The 18879-nt window shown below is 58.9% G+C and carries 19 protein-coding genes and 1 pseudogene; 11 read left to right on the top strand and 9 right to left on the bottom strand.

The window, feature by feature from the left end:
• Position 1: 1 nt before the first annotated feature.
• Genes urtD through urtA form a run of 4 tightly spaced genes read right to left on the bottom strand, consistent with a single transcriptional unit; the run spans position 2 to position 5269 of the window.
• On the bottom strand, positions 2-742 hold the full coding sequence (urtD, locus tag BM174_RS13945) for an urea ABC transporter ATP-binding protein UrtD (protein ID WP_093924472.1): 741 nt from the start codon (positions 740-742) through the stop codon (positions 2-4).
• The gene (urtC, locus tag BM174_RS13940) at positions 739-1971 is read right to left on the bottom strand and encodes an urea ABC transporter permease subunit UrtC (RefSeq protein ID WP_093924471.1); all 1233 of its coding nucleotides are present in this window, start codon (positions 1969-1971) and stop codon (positions 739-741) included. The genes urtD and urtC overlap by 4 nt, the downstream gene beginning before the upstream one ends.
• A gap of 4 nt (positions 1972-1975) precedes the next feature.
• Positions 1976-3928: an urea ABC transporter permease subunit UrtB gene (gene urtB, locus BM174_RS13935; protein ID WP_093924470.1), complete on the bottom strand. Its 1953-nt coding sequence runs from the start codon at positions 3926-3928 to the stop codon at positions 1976-1978.
• A gap of 60 nt (positions 3929-3988) precedes the next feature.
• A complete protein-coding gene (urtA, locus tag BM174_RS13930) occupies positions 3989-5269 on the bottom strand; it encodes an urea ABC transporter substrate-binding protein (RefSeq protein WP_093924469.1) in 1281 nt (426 codons plus the stop codon).
• A 378-nt stretch (positions 5270-5647) separates the two neighbouring features.
• Between urtA and BM174_RS13925 the strand changes: the two genes are divergently transcribed.
• The 11 genes from BM174_RS13925 to BM174_RS13875 all read left to right on the top strand — a co-directional run bounded on the left by BM174_RS13925 (position 5648) and on the right by BM174_RS13875 (position 13988).
• Positions 5648-6496, top strand: coding sequence for an urease accessory protein UreD (locus tag BM174_RS13925; RefSeq protein WP_093924639.1), 849 nt, complete (start codon positions 5648-5650; stop codon positions 6494-6496).
• A 1-nt stretch (position 6497) separates the two neighbouring features.
• Positions 6498-6800, top strand: a complete 303-nt coding sequence (locus tag BM174_RS13920; protein ID WP_093924468.1) for an urease subunit gamma — start codon at positions 6498-6500, stop codon at positions 6798-6800.
• Positions 6801-6812: 12 nt separating this feature from the next.
• On the top strand, positions 6813-7001 hold the full coding sequence (locus BM174_RS13915; RefSeq protein WP_093924467.1) for a hypothetical protein: 189 nt from the start codon (positions 6813-6815) through the stop codon (positions 6999-7001).
• Entirely contained in the window at positions 6998-7303 is a 306-nt protein-coding gene (locus BM174_RS13910) for an urease subunit beta (protein WP_093924466.1), read from the top strand. The genes BM174_RS13915 and BM174_RS13910 overlap by 4 nt, the downstream gene beginning before the upstream one ends.
• The gene (gene ureC, locus BM174_RS13905) at positions 7303-9039 is read left to right on the top strand and encodes an urease subunit alpha (RefSeq protein WP_093924465.1); all 1737 of its coding nucleotides are present in this window, start codon (positions 7303-7305) and stop codon (positions 9037-9039) included. Before BM174_RS13910 ends, ureC begins: the two co-directional genes overlap by 1 nt.
• An 8-nt stretch (positions 9040-9047) precedes the next feature.
• Positions 9048-9521 (top strand): urease accessory protein UreE, encoded by a 474-nt coding sequence (ureE, locus tag BM174_RS13900; protein WP_093924464.1) that lies wholly within the window; start codon positions 9048-9050, stop codon positions 9519-9521.
• On the top strand, positions 9511-10146 hold the full coding sequence (locus tag BM174_RS13895) for an urease accessory protein UreF (RefSeq protein ID WP_093924638.1): 636 nt from the start codon (positions 9511-9513) through the stop codon (positions 10144-10146). Before ureE ends, BM174_RS13895 begins: the two co-directional genes overlap by 11 nt.
• The gene (ureG, locus tag BM174_RS13890; protein ID WP_093924463.1) at positions 10143-10760 is read left to right on the top strand and encodes an urease accessory protein UreG; all 618 of its coding nucleotides are present in this window, start codon (positions 10143-10145) and stop codon (positions 10758-10760) included. The genes BM174_RS13895 and ureG overlap by 4 nt, the downstream gene beginning before the upstream one ends.
• A gap of 501 nt (positions 10761-11261) precedes the next feature.
• Entirely contained in the window at positions 11262-11642 is a 381-nt protein-coding gene (locus tag BM174_RS13885; RefSeq protein WP_245766377.1) for a hypothetical protein, read from the top strand.
• A 246-nt stretch (positions 11643-11888) separates the two neighbouring features.
• Positions 11889-12776, top strand: a complete 888-nt coding sequence (locus BM174_RS13880; protein WP_093924462.1) for a tyrosine-type recombinase/integrase — start codon at positions 11889-11891, stop codon at positions 12774-12776.
• A 12-nt stretch (positions 12777-12788) separates the two neighbouring features.
• Entirely contained in the window at positions 12789-13988 is a 1200-nt protein-coding gene (locus BM174_RS13875; RefSeq protein WP_093924461.1) for an IS91 family transposase, read from the top strand.
• 543 nt (positions 13989-14531) lie between these two features.
• On the opposite strand, the gene BM174_RS13870 is transcribed toward BM174_RS13875, so the two are convergent.
• The 5 genes and pseudogenes from BM174_RS13870 to BM174_RS21250 form a co-directional block, all read right to left on the bottom strand.
• On the bottom strand, positions 14532-15797 hold the full coding sequence (locus BM174_RS13870; protein ID WP_245766376.1) for a dihydrolipoyl dehydrogenase family protein: 1266 nt from the start codon (positions 15795-15797) through the stop codon (positions 14532-14534).
• 148 nt (positions 15798-15945) lie between these two features.
• Positions 15946-16623, bottom strand: coding sequence for an organomercurial lyase (gene merB, locus BM174_RS13865; protein ID WP_177209491.1), 678 nt, complete (start codon positions 16621-16623; stop codon positions 15946-15948).
• A gap of 46 nt (positions 16624-16669) precedes the next feature.
• Positions 16670-18100 carry a mercury(II) reductase gene (gene merA / locus BM174_RS13860; protein WP_093924459.1) on the bottom strand — a complete coding sequence of 477 codons (1431 nt, stop codon included), beginning with the start codon at positions 18098-18100 and terminating at the stop codon, positions 16670-16672.
• Between the two features lie 135 nt (positions 18101-18235).
• On the bottom strand, positions 18236-18622 hold the full coding sequence (gene merF, locus BM174_RS13855; RefSeq protein WP_245766375.1) for a mercury resistance system transport protein MerF: 387 nt from the start codon (positions 18620-18622) through the stop codon (positions 18236-18238).
• 24 nt (positions 18623-18646) lie between these two features.
• Positions 18647-18879, bottom strand: a pseudogene (locus tag BM174_RS21250) (hypothetical protein); the annotation flags it as partial.

The following is an 18879-nucleotide window of genomic DNA, read 5'->3' as shown; positions in this document are numbered from 1 at the left end:
TTTAGCGCCCGAGATAGACATCAATGACTTCCTTATCGGCTGTAACGTGATCAAGACTGCCTTCTGCCAGCACTGAACCCTCGTGCAGAACGGTGACCTTGCAGCCAAGGCGGCGGACAAACTCCATGTCGTGTTCGACAACCACAACGGCGCGTGTTTTCGCCGCTTCGACCAGTATATTTGTTGTATGCTCGCGCTCCGCAGGCGTCATCCCTGCGGCGGGTTCATCGACGAGCAGCAACTTCGGCTCCTGTGCGAGCAACATGCCAATCTCCAGCCATTGCTTCTGGCCATGGCTCAGCTCGCCCGCTTTGCGTTGCAGTTGATCTGCCAACCCGATTTCTTCGGCCAGGGCCGCGACGCGCGCCAGATGTGCGGCCATCGGGCGGTAGAACAACACCGATAGCGGCCCGCGCCGGTTCTTCAGCGCCATCAGTAGGTTTTCCTGCACACTTTGATCTTCGAACACGGTCGGCTTTTGAAACTTGCGCCCGATTCCTTCTCTGGCGATGCGGGCCTCGGACAGCCCGAGCAATGACAGACGGCGCGCCCCCCAGATCACCCGTCCCTTGTCCGGCTTGGTTTTGCCGGTCACGATATCCATGAACGTGGTTTTGCCAGCACCATTCGGCCCGATGATCGCCCGCATCTCTGCCGGACCGATGTGGAACGACAGGTTGTTAATGGCGCGGAAGCCGTCAAAGCTGACCGTGACATCGGAGACTTCAAGCAATGTGCTCATTCGCTCGCCTCCTTCTCGCGTAACGCACCTTGATCGGGGCCCAGATCGGCGCCGTGCCGATCAGGCGCCGTGCGCCGTTCCAACAGGTCGAACAGACCGCCAATCCCTTTGGGCGCGAACAACGTGACCAGAACGAAGGACAACCCGAGCACCACCAACCACCAGTCGACCCATTTGATCGTGTAGACTCCCAGCGGCACATTGGGGGCCTGCCCGCCCGTAAACCACGACGACACAAGGCTGACAAAGGCCGCCCCGATCACCGCGCCATAAAGCCGCCCCCGCCCGCCAATCGCGACCCAGACCGCAAGATAGATCGAGGCGATGGGCGCCATCTCTGCCGGGTTGATGATGCCGGCCTGCGGATAATAGAGCGCCCCTGCGATGCCGGCCATGCAGGCGGTGCCGGTGAAAAGCACCAACTTGTAGGTCTCCACCGGATAGCCAAGAAAACGCACCCGCGCCTCGTCGTCCCTGATCCCGCGCAGGACCGAGCCGAATTTGCCAGACACGACCCAGACCGCCAGCAAATAGCCCAACCCCAGCGCAAGTGCGGCCCCCCAAAGGAACCAAACCGAGACCAGGGCTTGGGACACTTCCGCCAATCCCGGCAAGTTCTGCAAACCGGAAAGACCATTATTGCCGCGCAACCCGTTGTCATTCTGGAACAGGTAAAGTGACAGTGCCAGCGTCATCGCTTGCGTCAGGATGGACAGATAAACACCCGCCACGCGGCTGCGAAAGGCCAACCAGCCAAACACCCCTGCCAGCACCCCCGGCACCAGAACCACCAACATAAGCTGCGCCAACAGACTGTCGGCGAAGACCCAGATCAAAGGGAAATCCGCGCTTCCAACTACGCCGAAAATCTGATTGGCAATGGCGTCCGACACCTCCTGCGCTGTGGGCGGTATCGGCGCGTCGGCGAGCGAGCTCACGACAATCTCGCGGGTGCGCTCGTACATCAGCCACATGCCGATCATGTAACCGCCCAGCCCGAAAAAGGCGAAATGCCCGAGGCTCAAGATCCCCGCGTAGCCCCAGACCAGATCCATCGAGATCGCAACCAGCGCGAGACAGAGGGTCTTGCCCAGCGTCTTGACGAAGCTGGTGGAGATCACGCCGATTCCCATGCCTTCGGACAAGACCGTCACGAGGAGGGTGAAGGCCACCAGCAGGGTCAGAAAGATCACGGTTGAGGCGCCGCGCTTTTGAAAAGCAGATTGCATGGCGTTAATCCCCCGCCGCACGGCCCTTGAGGGCGATGATGCCTCTGGGCCGGAACTGAATGAATATGATGATGAACACAATCATGAAGGTCTGCGCCGCCAGCGTGTTGGACGGATTGAACCATTCGATGCCCTTTTGCAGGAAACCGATCATCGCCGCCCCCGCGAGCGTGCCCCAGATATTGCCGACACCGCCAACAACCACCGTCATGAAGCTTTGCACGATATAGTCGCTGCCGAGCTCTGAGGTGACCTTGGCAAAAAGCCCGATGGCAACGCCCGCAACGCCGGCAATGCCGGAGCCGAGGCCAAAGGTCAGCATGTTCACCTTGTTCAGGTTGATCCCCATCGAAGAAGCCATGCGCGGATTTTGCGTCACGGCGCGGGTTTCCAAACCCAACCGCGTGCGCCGCATGATGAACAGATAAACCCCGAGGAAAAACACGGCGAGCACAAAGATAGCGATGCGGATAAAGCTGATCGCCACCACGTCATTGATTACCAAAGCACCATCCAGCCAGGCCGGAGATGTCAGCGGTCGCGCCTGCGTCCCGAAAATATTTTTGGCCAATTGCTGCAGCGCGATGGAGACACCAAAGGTCGCCAGCAAGGTCTCCAGGGGGCGATTGTAAAGCCAGCGGATCACCAGCCGCTCCATCACCACGCCCGCTGCGAATGTCACGGCAAAGGCCACCGGTATTGCGACCAGAATGCTGGCGGTGTGGTTTGGGATGATCTGTTGCACCACATAACCGGTGTAGGCGCCCATCATGATAAATTCGCCATGCGCCATGTTGATGACGCCCATAACGCCAAAGGTGATGGCAAGCCCGATGGCCGCGAGAAAGTAGATCGATGTGAGCGACAGACCATCAAGAACGAGATCAATCGTCTGGTTCAATCCAACCGTAAGCGCAATGGTACCCAACGCCTCGGAAACGGCGTCTGTCACTATCCGCGAGGGCTCCAAATAAATATCGGCAATGCTGTGTGCCTTCAGCGCCTGTGCGATCTGCGCGGCGCCCGGCGCAGGTGGCACGCTACCCGCGGCGGCCAAAGCGGCATAGGCACGCAGCCGCATATCTGGATCATCCAATTGGCGGATCGGAATGCCCCCGACCCTGCCACCTTCGGCATTTTCTGCCAGTGCGCTGCGCACTTGCGCCTCCGTCACCCGCGGCGGCGCAAGGTCAGCCTCTACCAGCATGTCATAGGCCTTCGTCACCTCGATCGAGGTGCCCGGCTCCAATATCTCGGCAATGTTTAATGTCGCTGGCGGTGCGCCCACAAAAACAGCCCTGCGCGTTACGAGCAGAGGATTGAGCGTCGCCCTGACGTCAACACCAAGGTCGCCAGACATCTCGGATATGGCCTTGATCCGCGCGGCTTCATCGGCATCATAGGCGATGGTTAGCAACCGCTCGGCTCTGACCTTCATGGCGCGGATCATCGGATCATTTTCTGCGGCAATCGATCCTCTGAGCGGTTCCAGCACATCCGCACTGGGATTGCGCTGCACCGACGTGAGTGCGGCAAGCCGCCGCTTGGGATCGGCATCCTGTAACTGAAATTGCACCAGCGCTGAGCCAATCAATGCGCGGATACCACTATTGGGTTTGATCTGTTCCAAATCAGAAACAGGGGCAGAACCGGAAGCGTCACGTGTATCGAAATCATAGAGATTATAGGTTGCGCCATCGGCCTTCTCGGCACGAAAGAACAGCCCGTCGGTAGTGCGCTGCCAAAGCTTCTTGCCCTGCCACGCCTGCAAAACGTCCTGCGCCTGAGGCAATCCGCTGCCCGACACCGCGGCGATTACCGGGGCGATGGTCCTGCGCGAATTCTCCATGATCAGCGCAGATTGTGCCTGAAGGATCGCCTGTATCGGAGCCTCTTGGGCGCGCGCAAGCGAACTGGTCATCGCCAGGGCAAGGGCCGCAATCAATAGGTGTTTCATGTAAAATCCCGTAAGGTTCGGAAGGGACAACGCGCCCCTTCCGCTACTCGGTGACAGTGATCAGTAGTTGGACAATGTCTGGACACAGGTCTTGGTCTCGGTGTTGTACATCCCGCAGTCCAGATCTTTCCAATCCGAGGTCAGCAGCGCGCTTTCCGGCAGGAAATCGGTCCATGCATCGCCGGGCACTTCAGCAGTCTGGCTAACAATATCGAACTGCCCGTCGGCCTGGATTTCCCCGATCAGCACTGGCTTGGCGAGGTGATGGTTGGGCAGCATCACGGCGGTGCCGCCTGTCAGATTGGGAAATTCCTGCCCGTACATCTTGGCACGCACGGCGTCGACCTCGGTGGAGTCGGCAGCTGTGGCCGCGTTCACCCACATGTTGAAGCCGATGTAATGCGCCTCCATCGGATCGTTGGTTACGCGCTCTTCACCCATCTTGGCTTTCCACGCTTCGATAAAGCTGGTGTTGGCTTCGGCTTCGGCAGACTGGAAGTAGTTCCAAGCGGCGAGGTGGCCGACGAGGTTGGAGGTGTCGAGGCCCGAAAGCTCTTCCTCGCCAACCGAAAAGGCGATGACGGGAATGTCGTCAGCGGAAATGCCTGCTGCGGCCAGTTCTTTGTAAAAACCAATGTTCGCGTCGCCATTGATGGTCGAGATCACGCCGACTTTCTTGCCGTCCGCACCCAGCGCCACAACATCAGCCACGATCTTGGACCAGTCGGAATGGCCGAAAGGCGTATAGTTTACAAAGATGTCGGCGTCGGCGATGTCTTTGGACTTCAGATAGCTTTCGAGGATGTTATTTGTTGTTCGCGGATAGACGTAATCGGTGCCCAGAAGCGCAAACTTCTCGACGCCCAGTTCCTCAAGAAAATAGTCGGTCGCCGGTATCGCCTGCTGGTTTGGAGCAGCTCCGGTGTAGAATACGTTTTTGGAGCTTTCTTCGCCTTCGTATTGCACGGGATAGAACAGCAGTCCGTTGAGTTCTTCGATGACCGGCAGAACGGATTTGCGGCTGACGGAGGTCCAATTGCCGAAAATCACATCAACCTCATGGACCGACAAAAGCTCCCGTGCCTTTTCGGCAAACAGCGGCCAGTCAGAGGCCGGATCGACCACAACCGCCTCAAGATCACAGCCGAGCAAGCCACCCTTGGCATTTTGCTGTTCGATCAACATTAGCATGGTGTCTTTCAGCGTCGTTTCGGAAATTGCCATGGTGCCGGAGAGAGAGTGCAGGACGCCGACTTTGATCGGGCAATTGGCGGCAAATGCGGGTGCTGCCAAACCGGAAAAGGCAAGCGTGCCAGCCAGTACGGAATTAAGCGTGTTCATGATATTTCTCCTCGCAGGACGAGCGCAGACGATCTTGCGCGACAGCGCTGAGTGTCCTACGTCAATCCCGCAACTTAAGTGTTGCAATCCGTGTGGTGGCCGGGTCGGGCTTCACTTCGTCCGGTTACCACACACCTATTCCGACACTGTGCGCGGTCGGGATGGCAAGGTGATCGTTTCTGCGTCGCAGCGAAACTGGCAAGCCACATCTCGCCCCTCCGGAGATATTCGTCGCCTTGCGCCTAAAATTTAATCTGCTGCCAAAATTGATGCTTAATCATTCAGCATCGCAAGACGCGCCAAGGCGTAAAAAGCGCCTATTCGATGACACGGCACCATGCATGTGGTGGGTACCAGGTAACCCAACCCATCTTTGGAATGCGACAGATTACACGCGCGGCGATCATACCCAGAGCGGCCAGTCTCGCGGCACAACCGCGTGCCATCGGTGCCGTTATGGTGCGGGCCAAGCGGCTGTCCGAGCACTCGGTCATTACTGATCTGCACCAGTCCGGCGCGATGAAGTTGCTCTTTCCAAGGCCCGACAGCGCCGCCTTGCAGGCCATTGTGATCAACACGGCAGGCGGGGTGACGGGGGGCGATGACTTCGCCCTGAACGCCTGCGCCGAAGAAGATGCCTTTCTCACTCTGACCACACAGGCCGCCGAACGCGCCTACCGCGCCCAACCGGATCAGGTCGCCGAAATTCGCAACCGGCTTATGGTGAGACGCGGAGCCACGCTGCATTGGCTGCCGCAAGAGACCATCCTCTATGAGGCCTGCGCATTGCAGCGGCGGTTGTCGATTGATCTGGACGAAGGAGCATCCCTGCTGTTGGTCGAGCCATTGGTTTTTGGCCGTGCTGCGATGGGGGAAGAACTTCGCGCGATCAACTTTAAAGACCGCATCGAGGTTCGGCGCGAGGGGCGGCCGCTTTACCTCGACGCCATCTCGTTGCAAGGCGATGTGACCGCGCATCTGGCCTCAGCAAATATTGCTAGCGGGGCCGGCGCTTTGGCGACAGTCGTCTACGTCGCCCCCGATGCCGAAGCGCATTTGCCCAGACTCCGCGCACTCCTGCCCGCTTCGGGAGGGGCAAGCCTGATCGGCGCCGACCTCTTGGTTGCGCGTATACTTGCGCCAGACAGCTTTGAATTACGGCGCTCGCTGATCCCAATCTTGCGCCAACTCAGCGCTGATGCGCTTCCCCGATCCTGGATGACCTGACATGCAACTAACCCCTCGTGAACGCGACAAACTGTTGATTTCCATGGCGGCCGAAGTGGCCCGCAAGCGCCTCGCGCGCGGCGTCAAATTGAACCACCCAGAGGCCATCGCGCTGATCACCGACGCGGTCGTCGAGGGCGCGCGTGATGGCCGCAGCGTCGCGGATATGATGCAGGCAGGAGCCCATGTCATCACGCGCGCGCAATGCATGGAAGGTATCTCCGAGATGATTCCCGAAGTGCAGGTAGAAGCCACATTCCTTGACGGGACCAAACTCGTCACGGTTCACAACCCGATCAGATAAGGACCTTACCCAATGATCCGTTCACAGCTTTTCGCTTTCGCCACCTTCGCCGCTATTACGGCCGCGCCCGCACTGGCGCATGTCGAGCCATCGGCCCATGCACATACGGGTGAGTTCAACTGGCTTGCTGCGTCATTGGCCACCGCAGGCGTGGTGTCAGTTGTCTTAGTGCGCCGCCGCAAAGCGGTATCGCGGCCATGATCCCGGGCGAGGTCTTTCCCGCCCCAGGGACCCTGACGCTAAACCCCGACCGCGAGGCGATCACGCTGATGGTCGCCAATACCGGTGACCGTCCGGTGCAGGTCGGCAGCCACTATCATTTTGCTGAAAGCAATCCGGCACTGGCGTTTGACCGTGACGCGGCGCGTGGCTGCCGTCTCGATATTGCGGCGGGCACTGCTGTGCGGTTCGAACCCGGCCAGCGTCGTGAAGTCCACCTGATCCCAATCGCCGGAGCGCGCCGGATATTCGGCTTTAATCAGGCCGTAATGGGAGGCCTCTGATGCCTGCATCCATCAAACGCGGTGATTACGCCGCCATGTTCGGCCCCACAACTGGCGACAGGGTGCGCCTGGCCGATACCGAACTCGTCATCGAGGTCGAGCGAGACCTGACTGCCGAAAGGACGGGGAGCAATACGCTCACCTACGGCGAAGAAGTCAAGTTCGGGGGCGGCAAAGTGATCCGCGATGGCATGGGGCAGTCTCAGGTCACCCGCGCAGGCGGGGCAGTCGATACCGTGATTACCAACGCGCTAATCGTCGACCACTCGGGTATCTACAAGGCGGATGTCGGCCTCAAGGACGGGCGGATCGCTAGAATCGGCAAAGCTGGCAACCCCGACACCCAACCGGCCGTTAGCATCATCATCGGGCCAGGAACCGAGATCATCGCCGGAGAAGGCCGCATCCTCACCGCAGGCGGTTTCGACAGCCACATCCATTTCATTTGCCCGCAGCAGATCGAAGATGCTCTGCATTCGGGTCTGACCACGATGCTCGGCGGCGGCACTGGCCCCGCTCACGGTACGCTGGCCACCACCTGCACCCCCGGCGGCTGGCACATCGGGCGCATGCTTCAGGCCGCTGACGCCTTTCCGATGAATCTCGCCTTCGCCGGAAAGGGCAACGCTTCGCTGCCAGCAGCGCTTGAGGAACAGGTGAAGGCAGGGGCCTGCGCGTTGAAACTACATGAGGACTGGGGCACCACCCCTGCGGCCATCGACTGCTGCTTGACGGTGGCCGACGCAATGGACGTTCAAGTGATGATCCACACCGACACGCTCAACGAATCCGGCTTTGTCGAACATACGGTCGCGGCGCTCAAGGGCCGCACGATCCATGCTTTTCACACCGAAGGCGCGGGCGGCGGTCATGCGCCCGACATCATCAAAATCTGCGGCGAAGAGCATGTTCTGCCGTCTTCTACCAACCCCACGCGGCCGTTCACCGTCAACACCCTTGAAGAGCACCTCGACATGCTCATGGTCTGTCACCACCTTGATAAATCTATCCCCGAAGATGTCGCCTTTGCCGAAAGCCGCATCCGGCGTGAGACCATCGCCGCCGAGGATATTTTGCACGACATGGGCGCGTTCAGTATCATCGCGTCGGACAGTCAGGCCATGGGTCGCGTAGGTGAGGTGCTGATCCGCACATGGCAAACCGCCGACAAGATGAAGAAACAGCGCGGGCGTCTGGCTGAGGAAGCCGGCGACAATGACAATTTCCGCGTCCGCCGCTACATCGCTAAATACACCATCAACCCCGCGATTGCCCACGGCATCTCTCGCGAGATCGGTAGCATTGAAGAGGGCAAACGCGCCGATCTGGTGCTGTGGAACCCCGCGTTTTTCGGGGTGAAACCCGAGATGGTTTTGCTCGGCGGCAGCATTGTCATGGCGCAGATGGGCGACCCGAATGCGTCGATCCCGACACCGCAGCCGGTTTACTCCCGTCCGATGTTCGGGGCGTTCGGCCGGTCCGTAGAGAACTCGGCAGTGGTTTTCGTCAGCGAAGCGGCCCAAGCCGAGGGGATCGGCAAAAGCCTCGGCCTCGCCAAGCAGACCATCGCGGTGCGCAATACCCGTGACATCGGCAAGAAGGATCTATTGCTCAACACGGCCACCCCGAAAATCGACGTGAACCCCGAGACCTACGAGGTCCGTGCCGACGGTGAGTTGCTAACTTGCGAGCCCGCATCGGTCCTGCCCATGGCCCAACGCTACTTCCTGTTCTGAGAGACATCATGCCCCCTATTGCCAGCCATAATATCCGCCGCGCCGCCGAGTGGTCTGATGCCTTCGACACGATCGAGCTGACCTATGAAGGCCGTTTCCTGCGACGCAAGGTGCTGACCACGGCTCAAGGAAGCCGCTTTCTTGTCGATCTGGCGCATACGACCTCCCTGGATCATGGAGACGCGTTTGAGTTAGAGGATGGTCGCCATATTGAAGTTGTCGCGGCGGAAGAGGAGCTGCTGGAGATCACGGGCGCCGATCTGGTGCGGATCGCGTGGCATGTGGGCAACCGCCATGCCCCCTGCCAGATCGAGGCTGACCGGCTGTTGATCCAGCGCGATCATGTGATCCGAAACATGCTGCACCTGATCGGGGCGCAGGTGCGCGAGATTTTGGAACCCTTCCGACCCGAGGGCGGTGCCTATGGTCACGGGCGCACACATGGACACGATCATGGCCACGTTCACGACCATGCGCACTGACCAATTTCTCACGCTGGTCCAGTGGCTTTCACCCTCCTATCCGATTGGGGCATTTGCCTATAGCCACGGACTGGAATGGGCGGTGGATGCGCAGCAAGTTACCGACCGTGAAACGCTGCAGGCTTGGTTAGAGACCGTCCTGCGTCACGGTGCAGGTCGAACCGACGCTTTGTTCCTCTGCGCCGCGTATCGGACTGAAGACGTAACCGACGTTGATGCCCATGCCCGTGCCTTCGCGCCCTCCGCCGAACGGTTGAGGGAAACGGTCCTGCAAGGCGAGGCCTTCAGCCGCGCCACCCGTGATATTTGGAATATCGACATGCCCGTGATGACCTATCCGGTCGCTGTCGGATTCGCCGCGCGGTTGCACGGCCTGCCTCTTGATCAAACAATGCAGGTCTTTCTGCACGGCTTCATCTCAAATCTGGCGGCGGCTGGGATGCGGCTTATCCCCTTGGGCCAGACTGATGGGCAGATTGTCATCAAAGAGCTCGCCGCAACATGCATCGAAATCGCTGACGCAGCCATGAAAGGCTCATTGGAAGACCTCTCCTCCACCGCCTTCCTGAGCGACATCGCTTCAATGAGACACGAAACCCAGTATTCGAGGATTTTTCGCACATGACAGGTAGGAATGGCCCTCTGCGGGTGGGCATCGGTGGTCCGGTCGGGGCGGGCAAGACGACGCTGACCGCCGCCATGTGCAAAGCCTTGCGCGACAAGCTTTCAATCGCGGTGATCACGAATGATATTTATACGCAGGAGGACGCAGAAGCCCTAATGCGCATGCAGGTGCTGCCGCAGGACCGCATCATCGGAGTGGAAACCGGCGGTTGCCCCCATACCGCGATTCGCGAAGACGCCTCAATCAATCTGGCTGCGGTGGCAGAAATGGTGGCACGCCATCCGGATCTTGAGATTGTATTTATTGAAAGTGGCGGTGACAATCTGTCCGCTACTTTCAGCCCCGAACTGGCCGACGTAACCTTGTATGTGATCGACGTCGCAGCCGGCGAAGAGATCCCGCGCAAAGGCGGGCCAGCAATTACAAAGTCCGATATTCTGGTGATCAACAAAACCGATCTCGCGCCCCATGTCGGGGCGTCGCTTGATGTGATGGTCCGCGACAGTGCCAGAATGAGACCTTCACTGCCGACCGTATTCTGCTCACTCAAATCTGGAGAGGGACTCGCAGAGGTCCTTGCGCATCTATCAGAAATTGGGGGCATTACCGCCTAAGGTGAGTCTGAAATCTAATGGCGAGAGAAACCGCAGGGTATATTTTATCCCCGTCCTTTATGGACAATGGGACACTCGTTTGGTGCACAAATGCGACCGTCCGCAGTTGGACGGTCGCGTCGGGGCTGACTTTGCTGCATCCGCAAAACTCTCCTCTGCACCGTTCGGCAGTTTGCACTAACAACCGCCTTCCGCATCGCAGAAAGAACTCTCAATCCGTGGCTTATTTCATGTCAGCTCTTGCCGTTGACCCACTACCAGTCCGCACTTGCAGCAAAAGTCCGCTATCCGCCCTTCATGAAGGCTGTTGCTGCCAGCCTTGTCCTGCAATCTGTTGAAAGTGCCGCGAATAGCAGGTCTAAAGTTATTGCCCATCGCGTTGCGACGTAACTCAAATGCAACAAAATAGCCCCTGATTGAGCCCGGCTTCCCCCAATGGTTGTATCGATTTATCTTGGCCAGTAGATTTTTGAAACTTACATTTTGACAAAGGATACCCAATTGAGACGTCTTTTATTCTCGATCACAGCGATTGCATTAACTCTTTCGGCATGTGCAACCACCGATGTTCAGCAGCTTTCGCAGACCAGCTTCAAGGTTTCAACTCGCGGAGCGCCCGCTTGCGGCTCAGCGGGTACTCGGAACGTGGCATTTCGCACCGCTGCCGTAGAAGTGATCCGTCGCGGCCATGATCTATTCATTATCCAAGGTGACACGACGGGTTATGATGGCTGGTCGGGCATCAATGAACAAGGAATGGTTGTCCAATTGATAGATGCTCGTTCGCCGGAAGCGAAGAATGCACTCTCAGCGAGGCAGACGCTCGGAGCTGATTGGCAAAAACTCGTTCAAGAAGGCGCTCCAATTACCTGCACGAATTAACCTCACCGGCGCCGCCGTGGACCCCACATAGTGCGGCGCTGGAACTCATCTGGGAAGGCTCATGATAGTCAGCGAAGGCCCTCTCGCCGACCTTCTCCCGGCTCGCTCTCGGCCCATGGACGAAGCCGCTCGCGCGGCAATGGTGCCTGTATCGGGCGTTCAGCATTGATTTGAGATCTGTGCATTTGGCAACCGGCGATTCTGCCTGACGATTGGGTCCTCTCAATCATCAGACAGGAGGTTCAAATGACGGAGGAGAGAACCACGCCGCTGCGCGAGCGGATGATCGAAGACATGCGCATTCGCGGGATGGGCGATAAAGCTCAGAAGGCCCACATTCGAGCAATCAAGGATTTCGCCGCTTTTCTCGGGCGATCACCGGATACGGCCTCACCGGAGGACCTGCGCGCCTATCAACTCCATATGACCGATGCCGGAATCACGCCCACGACCTTCAACGCGCGCATTGTCGCGCTGAGGTTTTTCTTCGGCATGACCTGCGGGCGCGAGGAGATGAAGCGCTACATGCAGTTCCGCACACAGCCGCGCAGGTTGCCCGTGGTGTTCAGCGTCGAGGAAGTGTCTGATATTCTGATGGCCACGCCAGGGCCGGGATTGAAGTATCGCGCTGCACTGAGCATTTCCTACGGCGCAGGTCTGCGGGCCGCCGAGGTCTGTAACCTCAAAATCGACGACATCGACAGCGACCGCATGCTGATCCATATTGAGCAGGGAAAGGGCCAGAAAGACCGCAAGGTTATGCTCTCGCCGGGATTGCTGGAGCTGCTGCGCACCTATTGGCGCGAGGCGCGGCCGGAAGGGTGGCTGTTTCCGGGTAAGCCGAAGATTAACCCGATCTCACCACGCCAATTGAACCGCGCATTCACATCGGCCAAGCACATGGCAGGCGTGAAGAAGGCCGCGACGCTGCACACATTGCGGCACAGCTTTGCGACGCATCTGCTGGAGGCCAACACGGACGTGCGCGTGATACAGGTCCTGCTCGGCCACGCCAAACTGACGACCACCGCGCGATACACCCATGTGGCCACCAAGACGATCCGCGACACGATCAGCCCCTACGAGATGCTGGCCAAGCTGCAGGATCAGACGGTGAAGCGAAGTCTGGAATGACAGGCGCGGACGTTGTCCCGTCCAAAGCTGGAGCTTGCTGACATCCTCCGCAAGTATGGCCCTGCGTGGCGGCAGGCCAATGCGGGGCATGTCAGCCTCTCCCAGCTCAAGGTGATGTCAGCCATTGAGGCCTGCCGAACCGAGGCGCTCGGCGGGCACGTGGCTGGCTGTGCCAAATGCGGCCACCATCACATCTCTTACAACTCTTGCAAGAACCGGCATTGTCCCAAATGCCAGGGGCCAGCGGCGCGCGACTGGATGGAAGCGCGCGCCGAGGACCTGCTGCCGGTGGAATATTTCCACGTGGTCTTTACCCTGCCAGCGGAGATTGCCCGGATCGCCCATTGGAACAAGAAAGCAATCTATGGATTGTTGTTCAGGGCGTCGGCAGAAACGGTAATGACTATCTCGGTAGATCCCAAACGTCTCGGCGCACGGGTCGGCATCACCAGCGTCCTGCATACTTGGGGGTCAGCACTGACCCACCACCCTCACATCCACATGATCGTGCCGGGCGGCGGCCTGTCGCCCGATGGCACGAGATGGATCGCCTGCAAGCCGGGGTTCTTTCTTCACGTGCGGGTGCTGTCGCGTCTGTTCAGACGTCTGTTTCTGGAAGGATTGATGGGCCTGCAGCGCTCCGGGCAGTTGGTCTTCTTCAACGATCTGGCTGGGCTGGCGGACACGCGCGCCTTCACTGCATGGCTCGCTCCATTCCGTAAAACCGACTGGGTGGTCTATGCCAAACCGCCCTTCGGCGGGCCTGACGCGGTGCTGGCCTATCTCAGCCGCTACACCCACCGAGTGGCGATCTCTAACACCCGTCTGGTCAGCGCTGATGCCGAGACGGTCTCCTTCCGATGGAAGGACTACCGCATCAAGTCTGGTGACAGGCAAAAGGTGATGCGGTTGGCCACCCCCGAGTTCATACGCCGTTTCCTGATCCATGTTCTGCCCGATGGCTTCCATCGTATCCGGCACTATGGCCTGCTGGCCAGCGCGACCCGCAAGGTCAATATCGCAAATATCCGCACATTGCTCGGGACACCGCATCCAGAACAGGCCACCCCGCCTACACCGGCAGCCGAGATCATCCCGCTCACCCTGCGCGAACCATGCCCCTGCTGCGGCGGCCCGATGCGCATCATCGAGATCTTTCGGCGCGGTCAGAAACCCATGTCTCGCGCACCACCGAGGGAGCATGCCGCATGACGCAACACCCGTTCACCGCCTTCGCAAACCACCGGCTGTTCCCGCAGTCCCGGTCACGAAGCCATGCGCCCAATGCCTCCGGCTGCTGCCTGAAAGGTCTTGGGCAACCTTCACCGCCGGGAAATCCACACGTCAGGCGCAGGACCAGACCGGAATCCAAGGCCTGCGACCCCTCTGTCGGGGCGCAGGTTGCACCCGCGGCCTCGACCGCACGCGCACTTTCCCCATAGCCTGATCCAAGTCTCCCGCGGCTTCCACCTTGGGAGGATTTCCAACGCGGGCCACAGTCAGTCCGTGTGGAAATCTTACACAATGGCCCGCATCGGAATTCCTTCACCAAAGCCGACCTCCAACCATCTTCAGCGATGCTGCGGTGCGGCCCCTCAAACCGGACTTTCGCTGCAAGCGCAATATCTGGCATTATTCGAATTCTCAGTTCGCGGAAAAAAATTGACCTCGGCCTTCCAGATGCCAAGGTCCGCTTTGAGAAACTCAGGCGCGAATGAACGGCCCCCAAGTTGTAGGAAGGCTATACCCTCCCAGTTAGATTAGTGATCCTAAATCAGATCCAACGCTGGGATAGACAGCCGTCATCGACTTGAGCTGTTTTGCAGTCAGGCCCATTTTGATCGCCAGCCCGAAAAAGTTGATCAACTCGCCATATTCCGGTCCAAAAAGGTGTGCGCCCAAGATCTTACCGTCCGACTTGTCGACTAAAACCTTCGCAGCTGCTGAGGTTTCCCCGATCCGGTAGTTCGAATACCAGCCGCCAGTATCAGTGAATCGGACGTCGACATCGTGACCGGCCTCTTTGGCCTCGACCTCTAACATGCCGACGCGGGCAAGTTCGGGTACCGTAAACACTGCCGTTGGAATGCCCGAATAGTCCGGCACGATCTTCTGCTCCTTGAGCATGTTCGATGCGGCGACCTTGCCCTCGATTACGGCAACGGGCGTCAGCGGCATGCCCTTCGTGTCGGCGGAATCTCCGGCGGCAAACACGGCGTCGTTCGTCGTACTTTGCAGATGCGGGGCCACGATAATGCCCTTGTCGCCATAAGAGACGCCAGCGGCCTCAAGGTTCAGGTCTGCAAGGGCGGCGATGCGACCCGCGCCATGCACGACCAGATCGGTCTCAATGGTCGTCGTCTGGTCGCCTGTTTTCACTTCAACGGCAAAGCCCGCCTCAGATGCTGTGATCGAGACGATCTCGGTTTCGCGTTGCAAGTCCACACCGACAGCGGCACTGCGCGCGATGAGCATCTCGACCAGATCGGGGTCAAAAGCGTTCAGCGGGCGGGCCCCGCGATCTATGATGATAGGCTCGGCCCCAGCACGTGCGGCGATATGTGCAAACTCAAAAGATACGAACCCACCCCCGACAAACAAGATACGCTTGGGCAAGGCTTCGAGGTTCAAAAAATCCGTGCTGTCGATCATCAAATCGGCACCGGTGAAGCTAACCGGTCTCGGAATCGCACCAGCAGCGACAAGGATACGTTTTGACTGATAGGGCTGGTCGTCAACTTCGAGCGTGTTGGTGCCGGTAAACCGCGCAGCACCGTGCAGTGTTTCGACACCGTTTCCGGTCAGACCCTTTTCCATCTTATCCGGGACCGGGTCGGTAAAGCCGCGCTTGTGGGCCATCAGATCCGACCAGTTGATCTTCAGCCCGCTGGGATCGATCCCTTTGCCCTCCATAAGCCGCGCGGCATCGACGATTTCAGCGCCGCGCCGCAAGATTTTCTTGGGATCACAGCCCCGCAAGGCGCAGGTGCCGCCGTAGGGCAACGCATCAACGATAGCCACACGTCAGCCTGCCGCGCCGCATTTATTCGCGGCCGCGACGCCAGCCATGCCTGCGCCGATGACGATCAAGTCGTATTTATTTGAATTATTCATGGTTAGTCTCTTTCGCTGAAGGCATCTCAAGTGTTTGCGCAGCACGACAGGCGTGTTATTCGCTTGGCCGCTGTATCGGCTTAGCGTCATGTGCCATGAACGGCCGGAATGTCGCTGAGCCCGCTTGCAGCGCCTGTGCTGCACTGAACGAAAAGCCATTGGTGTCGCCACTCTGTTGGCCCCGCCAGCTCTCAAGGTGAGCTTCACTGCAAAACCCGATCATTGACTGACACTGACTGGAGGCTGCACATCCGCCATCCTCGACTATACCGGCCCAGATCCGTGCATCCTGCGGTTCGGCCTCCAACAGGGTCAGCCCCTGATCCCCGATCTTGACCGAAACGCAATCGCCGCACGCGCCGCAGTCGAACCGAACCTCCCCCGGGAGGCCCACCATCGCAGATGCGCCAAACGCATCGATCGCGCAGACCGTATGATTGGTTATGCCGGCTATTGTCACGCTATGCGGCATATCACCGTTGGAGAAAGAATAGGCGTGCTGGATGGTTTCACCGTCCATGACGATCAGATTCCGCGCCTCAAGGTCGTCAAGCAACGCCTTATCTTGCGGGTCAACCTTTGGCGGTTGGCCGTGGTTCAAAAATGCCTTCAGGATCGCCAGATGCAGGTCACGTGCTGGCACGGACATTGTGTCCCATTGCTTGCGCGCGCGCCATTCGGTCAGCAACTGCGGCAGGGCATTCGCAACATCGGGATCGGTCACGACTGACATATCCAAGCTCATTGTGTGAGGATCATTGGTCATAACTTTTTGTCGTTTATCCTGCACAGCAGCTCAGTTTTGCGACATCCATATCGAAGGTCTGGGCCGCGAGCTTCAGGCCTTCTACGGTGGTCAGATACGGAAAGATCGTTGCGCCGAGGTCTTTGGTTGTCATGCCGAACTTCAATGCCATGACCAGCGTCTGGATGGTGTCGGACCCTTCAGGCGCGATGATCTGGCCACCCAGCAGCTTATCTGTAGCCCTATCCGCCACCAGTTTAATCAAGCCACGTGGGTCACGGGCGGCAAGTGCGCGCGGCACCTGATCGAGCGGCACGACAGAGGTTTTCACGTCAAACCCCGCATCCCGCGCCTGCTGTTCGCTCAGCCCGACGCCGGCAACCTGCGGATCGGAGAAGACGACCCAAGGCATGGCGGCATTCTCATAGCGCTGATCATCGCCGAGAACAGCGTTTTTCACGGCCAGCTTTGCCCCGTAGGCTGCCATATAGACGAATTGGTCGCGGTCGGTCACGTCGCCCGCCGCATAGATGCCGGGCACCGACGTCTGCATGTCGTCGCCAATCATGATGGACCCGCGCACGTCGGTTTCTACGCCGATTTCATCCAAGCCCATTCCTTCGATATTGGCGCGTCTGCCAGCGGTGGAGACAAGATGATCCGCGGTGACCTCGACAGGCTCCCCGCTCTGCATGACGCGCAAGGTTACGCCCGCCGCATCACGGCGCACACTATCGTAGCTCAGGCCGGTCAGCAGCGTGATCCCCTCGGCCATGAACGCATCTGCCAAAGCCTCAGACACTTCCGGTTCGGCACCCGGCAACAGATGCGAGCGCGCGACGACCGTAACCTTCACGCCCATCCGACTCATCATTTGCGCCAGCTCCGCACCGATGTAGCCCGCCCCCAAGAAGATCAGGCTTTCGGGCAAGGTTTTCAGCTCAAGCATGCTCTTGCTGTCCAAAGCACCTACATCCGCAATACCGTCGATGGTTGGCAAGATAGAGTGGCCACCCGTCGCGATGATGATCTTGGGCGCAGTCAGGGTGCGGCTTCCAATCATCACGCCGCCCTTGATCAGTTTTGCCGGGCCAGCGTCGATGTAATCGACACCCGGATACTCCGGCAGCAGGTCTGCGTATTTCTTCTGCCGCATGGTTGCGACCAAGTCGTCCTTTGACTCCACCAAGGTGCTCCAGTCATCAACTTGGGCCTGTCCTGAAACACCGGGGAACCGCTTGGCCGCCTGTGCGCCGTGGATCGCCTCTGCCGCGCGGATCATCGCCTTGGACGGCACGCACCCGAAGTTCACGCAAGTACCTCCGATGGTGCCATGCCCGACCAGTGCGACACGCTTCCCAGCATCGGAGGCTGTAATGGATGCGGAGAAACCCGCCGAGCCTGCGCCGATGACAATCAGATCATAGCTTCCGTTACCGTCGTCATTCATGTTGATATCTTTCATTTCAGCGTGCCTCGTGCAGATCAGAGTTTTTTCGTTTGGCAACGACCAAATAAATGATCGCACCAATGGCTATAAGCGGCGTCAACATGCCAAGCATTCCGAAGAACATGCCAACCGCAGTGCAAGACCCCATCATCATCGTGCAGCTCCTTTAGATTTCGCCTTATTGAGGAAAAGGGCGTAGACCCCGACAGCTACAAAAGCGCCAGCCGTGATCCGCAGAGCAAAGCGGAACTCGATCCAGATGATTATGAACGACAGCGCAGCGGCAATCGCAGAAGCCCAGATTTTTGGAGCCGGACCCGGCTTGCCTGCACGCAGCCAGAGCGCCTGCGACACAACGGCGAGACAAAAGAACAGCAGGGGAAACAGCGCGTAGTCGAGCCAGCCGGTCAAAGCCGACAGTCCGACACCGGCCACGACGATGACCAATAGCGGGGTGAAGCAGCACAGGGCAGCAAAAAGCGCGCCGCCCAGCCCCCATTTCAGCATGCGGTCGGGGTTTTCAGTATTCTGGGTCAAGTAACACTCTTTCTGTCTGAAAAATTATTGGGATACGGGGCGCGGCGTTTGGCAGATCGCCGGACTTCGCGAACGACAAGGAAGGCGAGCGCTGCCAAAAGCGCGATGGAAAGTGCGCCAAAAACCTGACAGCCAGGCTCCAAATTTACTGAACGTGGCAGCCAGCAGAGCCGTGCCACCACCGCAGCACGCGACCACAACCGGAGTCGCAATTCCGAAAGCCAGCAGCCCGCCCATCAAGTTATCACGCACCTCGT

This window comes from Sulfitobacter brevis (genome assembly GCF_900112755.1).
Classification (GTDB): Bacteria; Pseudomonadota; Alphaproteobacteria; order Rhodobacterales; family Rhodobacteraceae; genus Sulfitobacter; species Sulfitobacter brevis.
The sequence above is the reverse complement of the archived record's forward strand: the minus strand, read 5'-3'. Positions and strand labels throughout refer to the sequence as shown.

Excerpts from the sequence above, each read along its gene's own strand:
- urtD (WP_093924472.1), bottom strand. The coding sequence starts at position 742 with ATGAGCACATTGCTTGAAGTCTCCGATGTCACGGTCAGCTTTGACGGC.
- urtC (WP_093924471.1), bottom strand. The coding sequence starts at position 1,971 with ATGCAATCTGCTTTTCAAAAGCGCGGCGCCTCAACCGTGATCTTTCTG.
- urtB (WP_093924470.1), bottom strand. The coding sequence starts at position 3,928 with ATGAAACACCTATTGATTGCGGCCCTTGCCCTGGCGATGACCAGTTCG.
- urtA (WP_093924469.1), bottom strand. The coding sequence starts at position 5,269 with ATGAACACGCTTAATTCCGTACTGGCTGGCACGCTTGCCTTTTCCGGT.
- BM174_RS13925 (WP_093924639.1), top strand. The coding sequence starts at position 5,648 with ATGCGACAGATTACACGCGCGGCGATCATACCCAGAGCGGCCAGTCTC.
- BM174_RS13920 (WP_093924468.1), top strand. The coding sequence starts at position 6,498 with ATGCAACTAACCCCTCGTGAACGCGACAAACTGTTGATTTCCATGGCG.
- BM174_RS13915 (WP_093924467.1), top strand. The coding sequence starts at position 6,813 with ATGATCCGTTCACAGCTTTTCGCTTTCGCCACCTTCGCCGCTATTACG.
- BM174_RS13910 (WP_093924466.1), top strand. The coding sequence starts at position 6,998 with ATGATCCCGGGCGAGGTCTTTCCCGCCCCAGGGACCCTGACGCTAAAC.
- ureC (WP_093924465.1), top strand. The coding sequence starts at position 7,303 with ATGCCTGCATCCATCAAACGCGGTGATTACGCCGCCATGTTCGGCCCC.
- ureE (WP_093924464.1), top strand. The coding sequence starts at position 9,048 with ATGCCCCCTATTGCCAGCCATAATATCCGCCGCGCCGCCGAGTGGTCT.
- BM174_RS13895 (WP_093924638.1), top strand. The coding sequence starts at position 9,511 with ATGCGCACTGACCAATTTCTCACGCTGGTCCAGTGGCTTTCACCCTCC.
- ureG (WP_093924463.1), top strand. The coding sequence starts at position 10,143 with ATGACAGGTAGGAATGGCCCTCTGCGGGTGGGCATCGGTGGTCCGGTC.
- BM174_RS13880 (WP_093924462.1), top strand. The coding sequence starts at position 11,889 with ATGACGGAGGAGAGAACCACGCCGCTGCGCGAGCGGATGATCGAAGAC.
- merB (WP_177209491.1), bottom strand. The coding sequence starts at position 16,623 with ATGTCAGTCGTGACCGATCCCGATGTTGCGAATGCCCTGCCGCAGTTG.
- merA (WP_093924459.1), bottom strand. The coding sequence starts at position 18,100 with ATGAAAGATATCAACATGAATGACGACGGTAACGGAAGCTATGATCTG.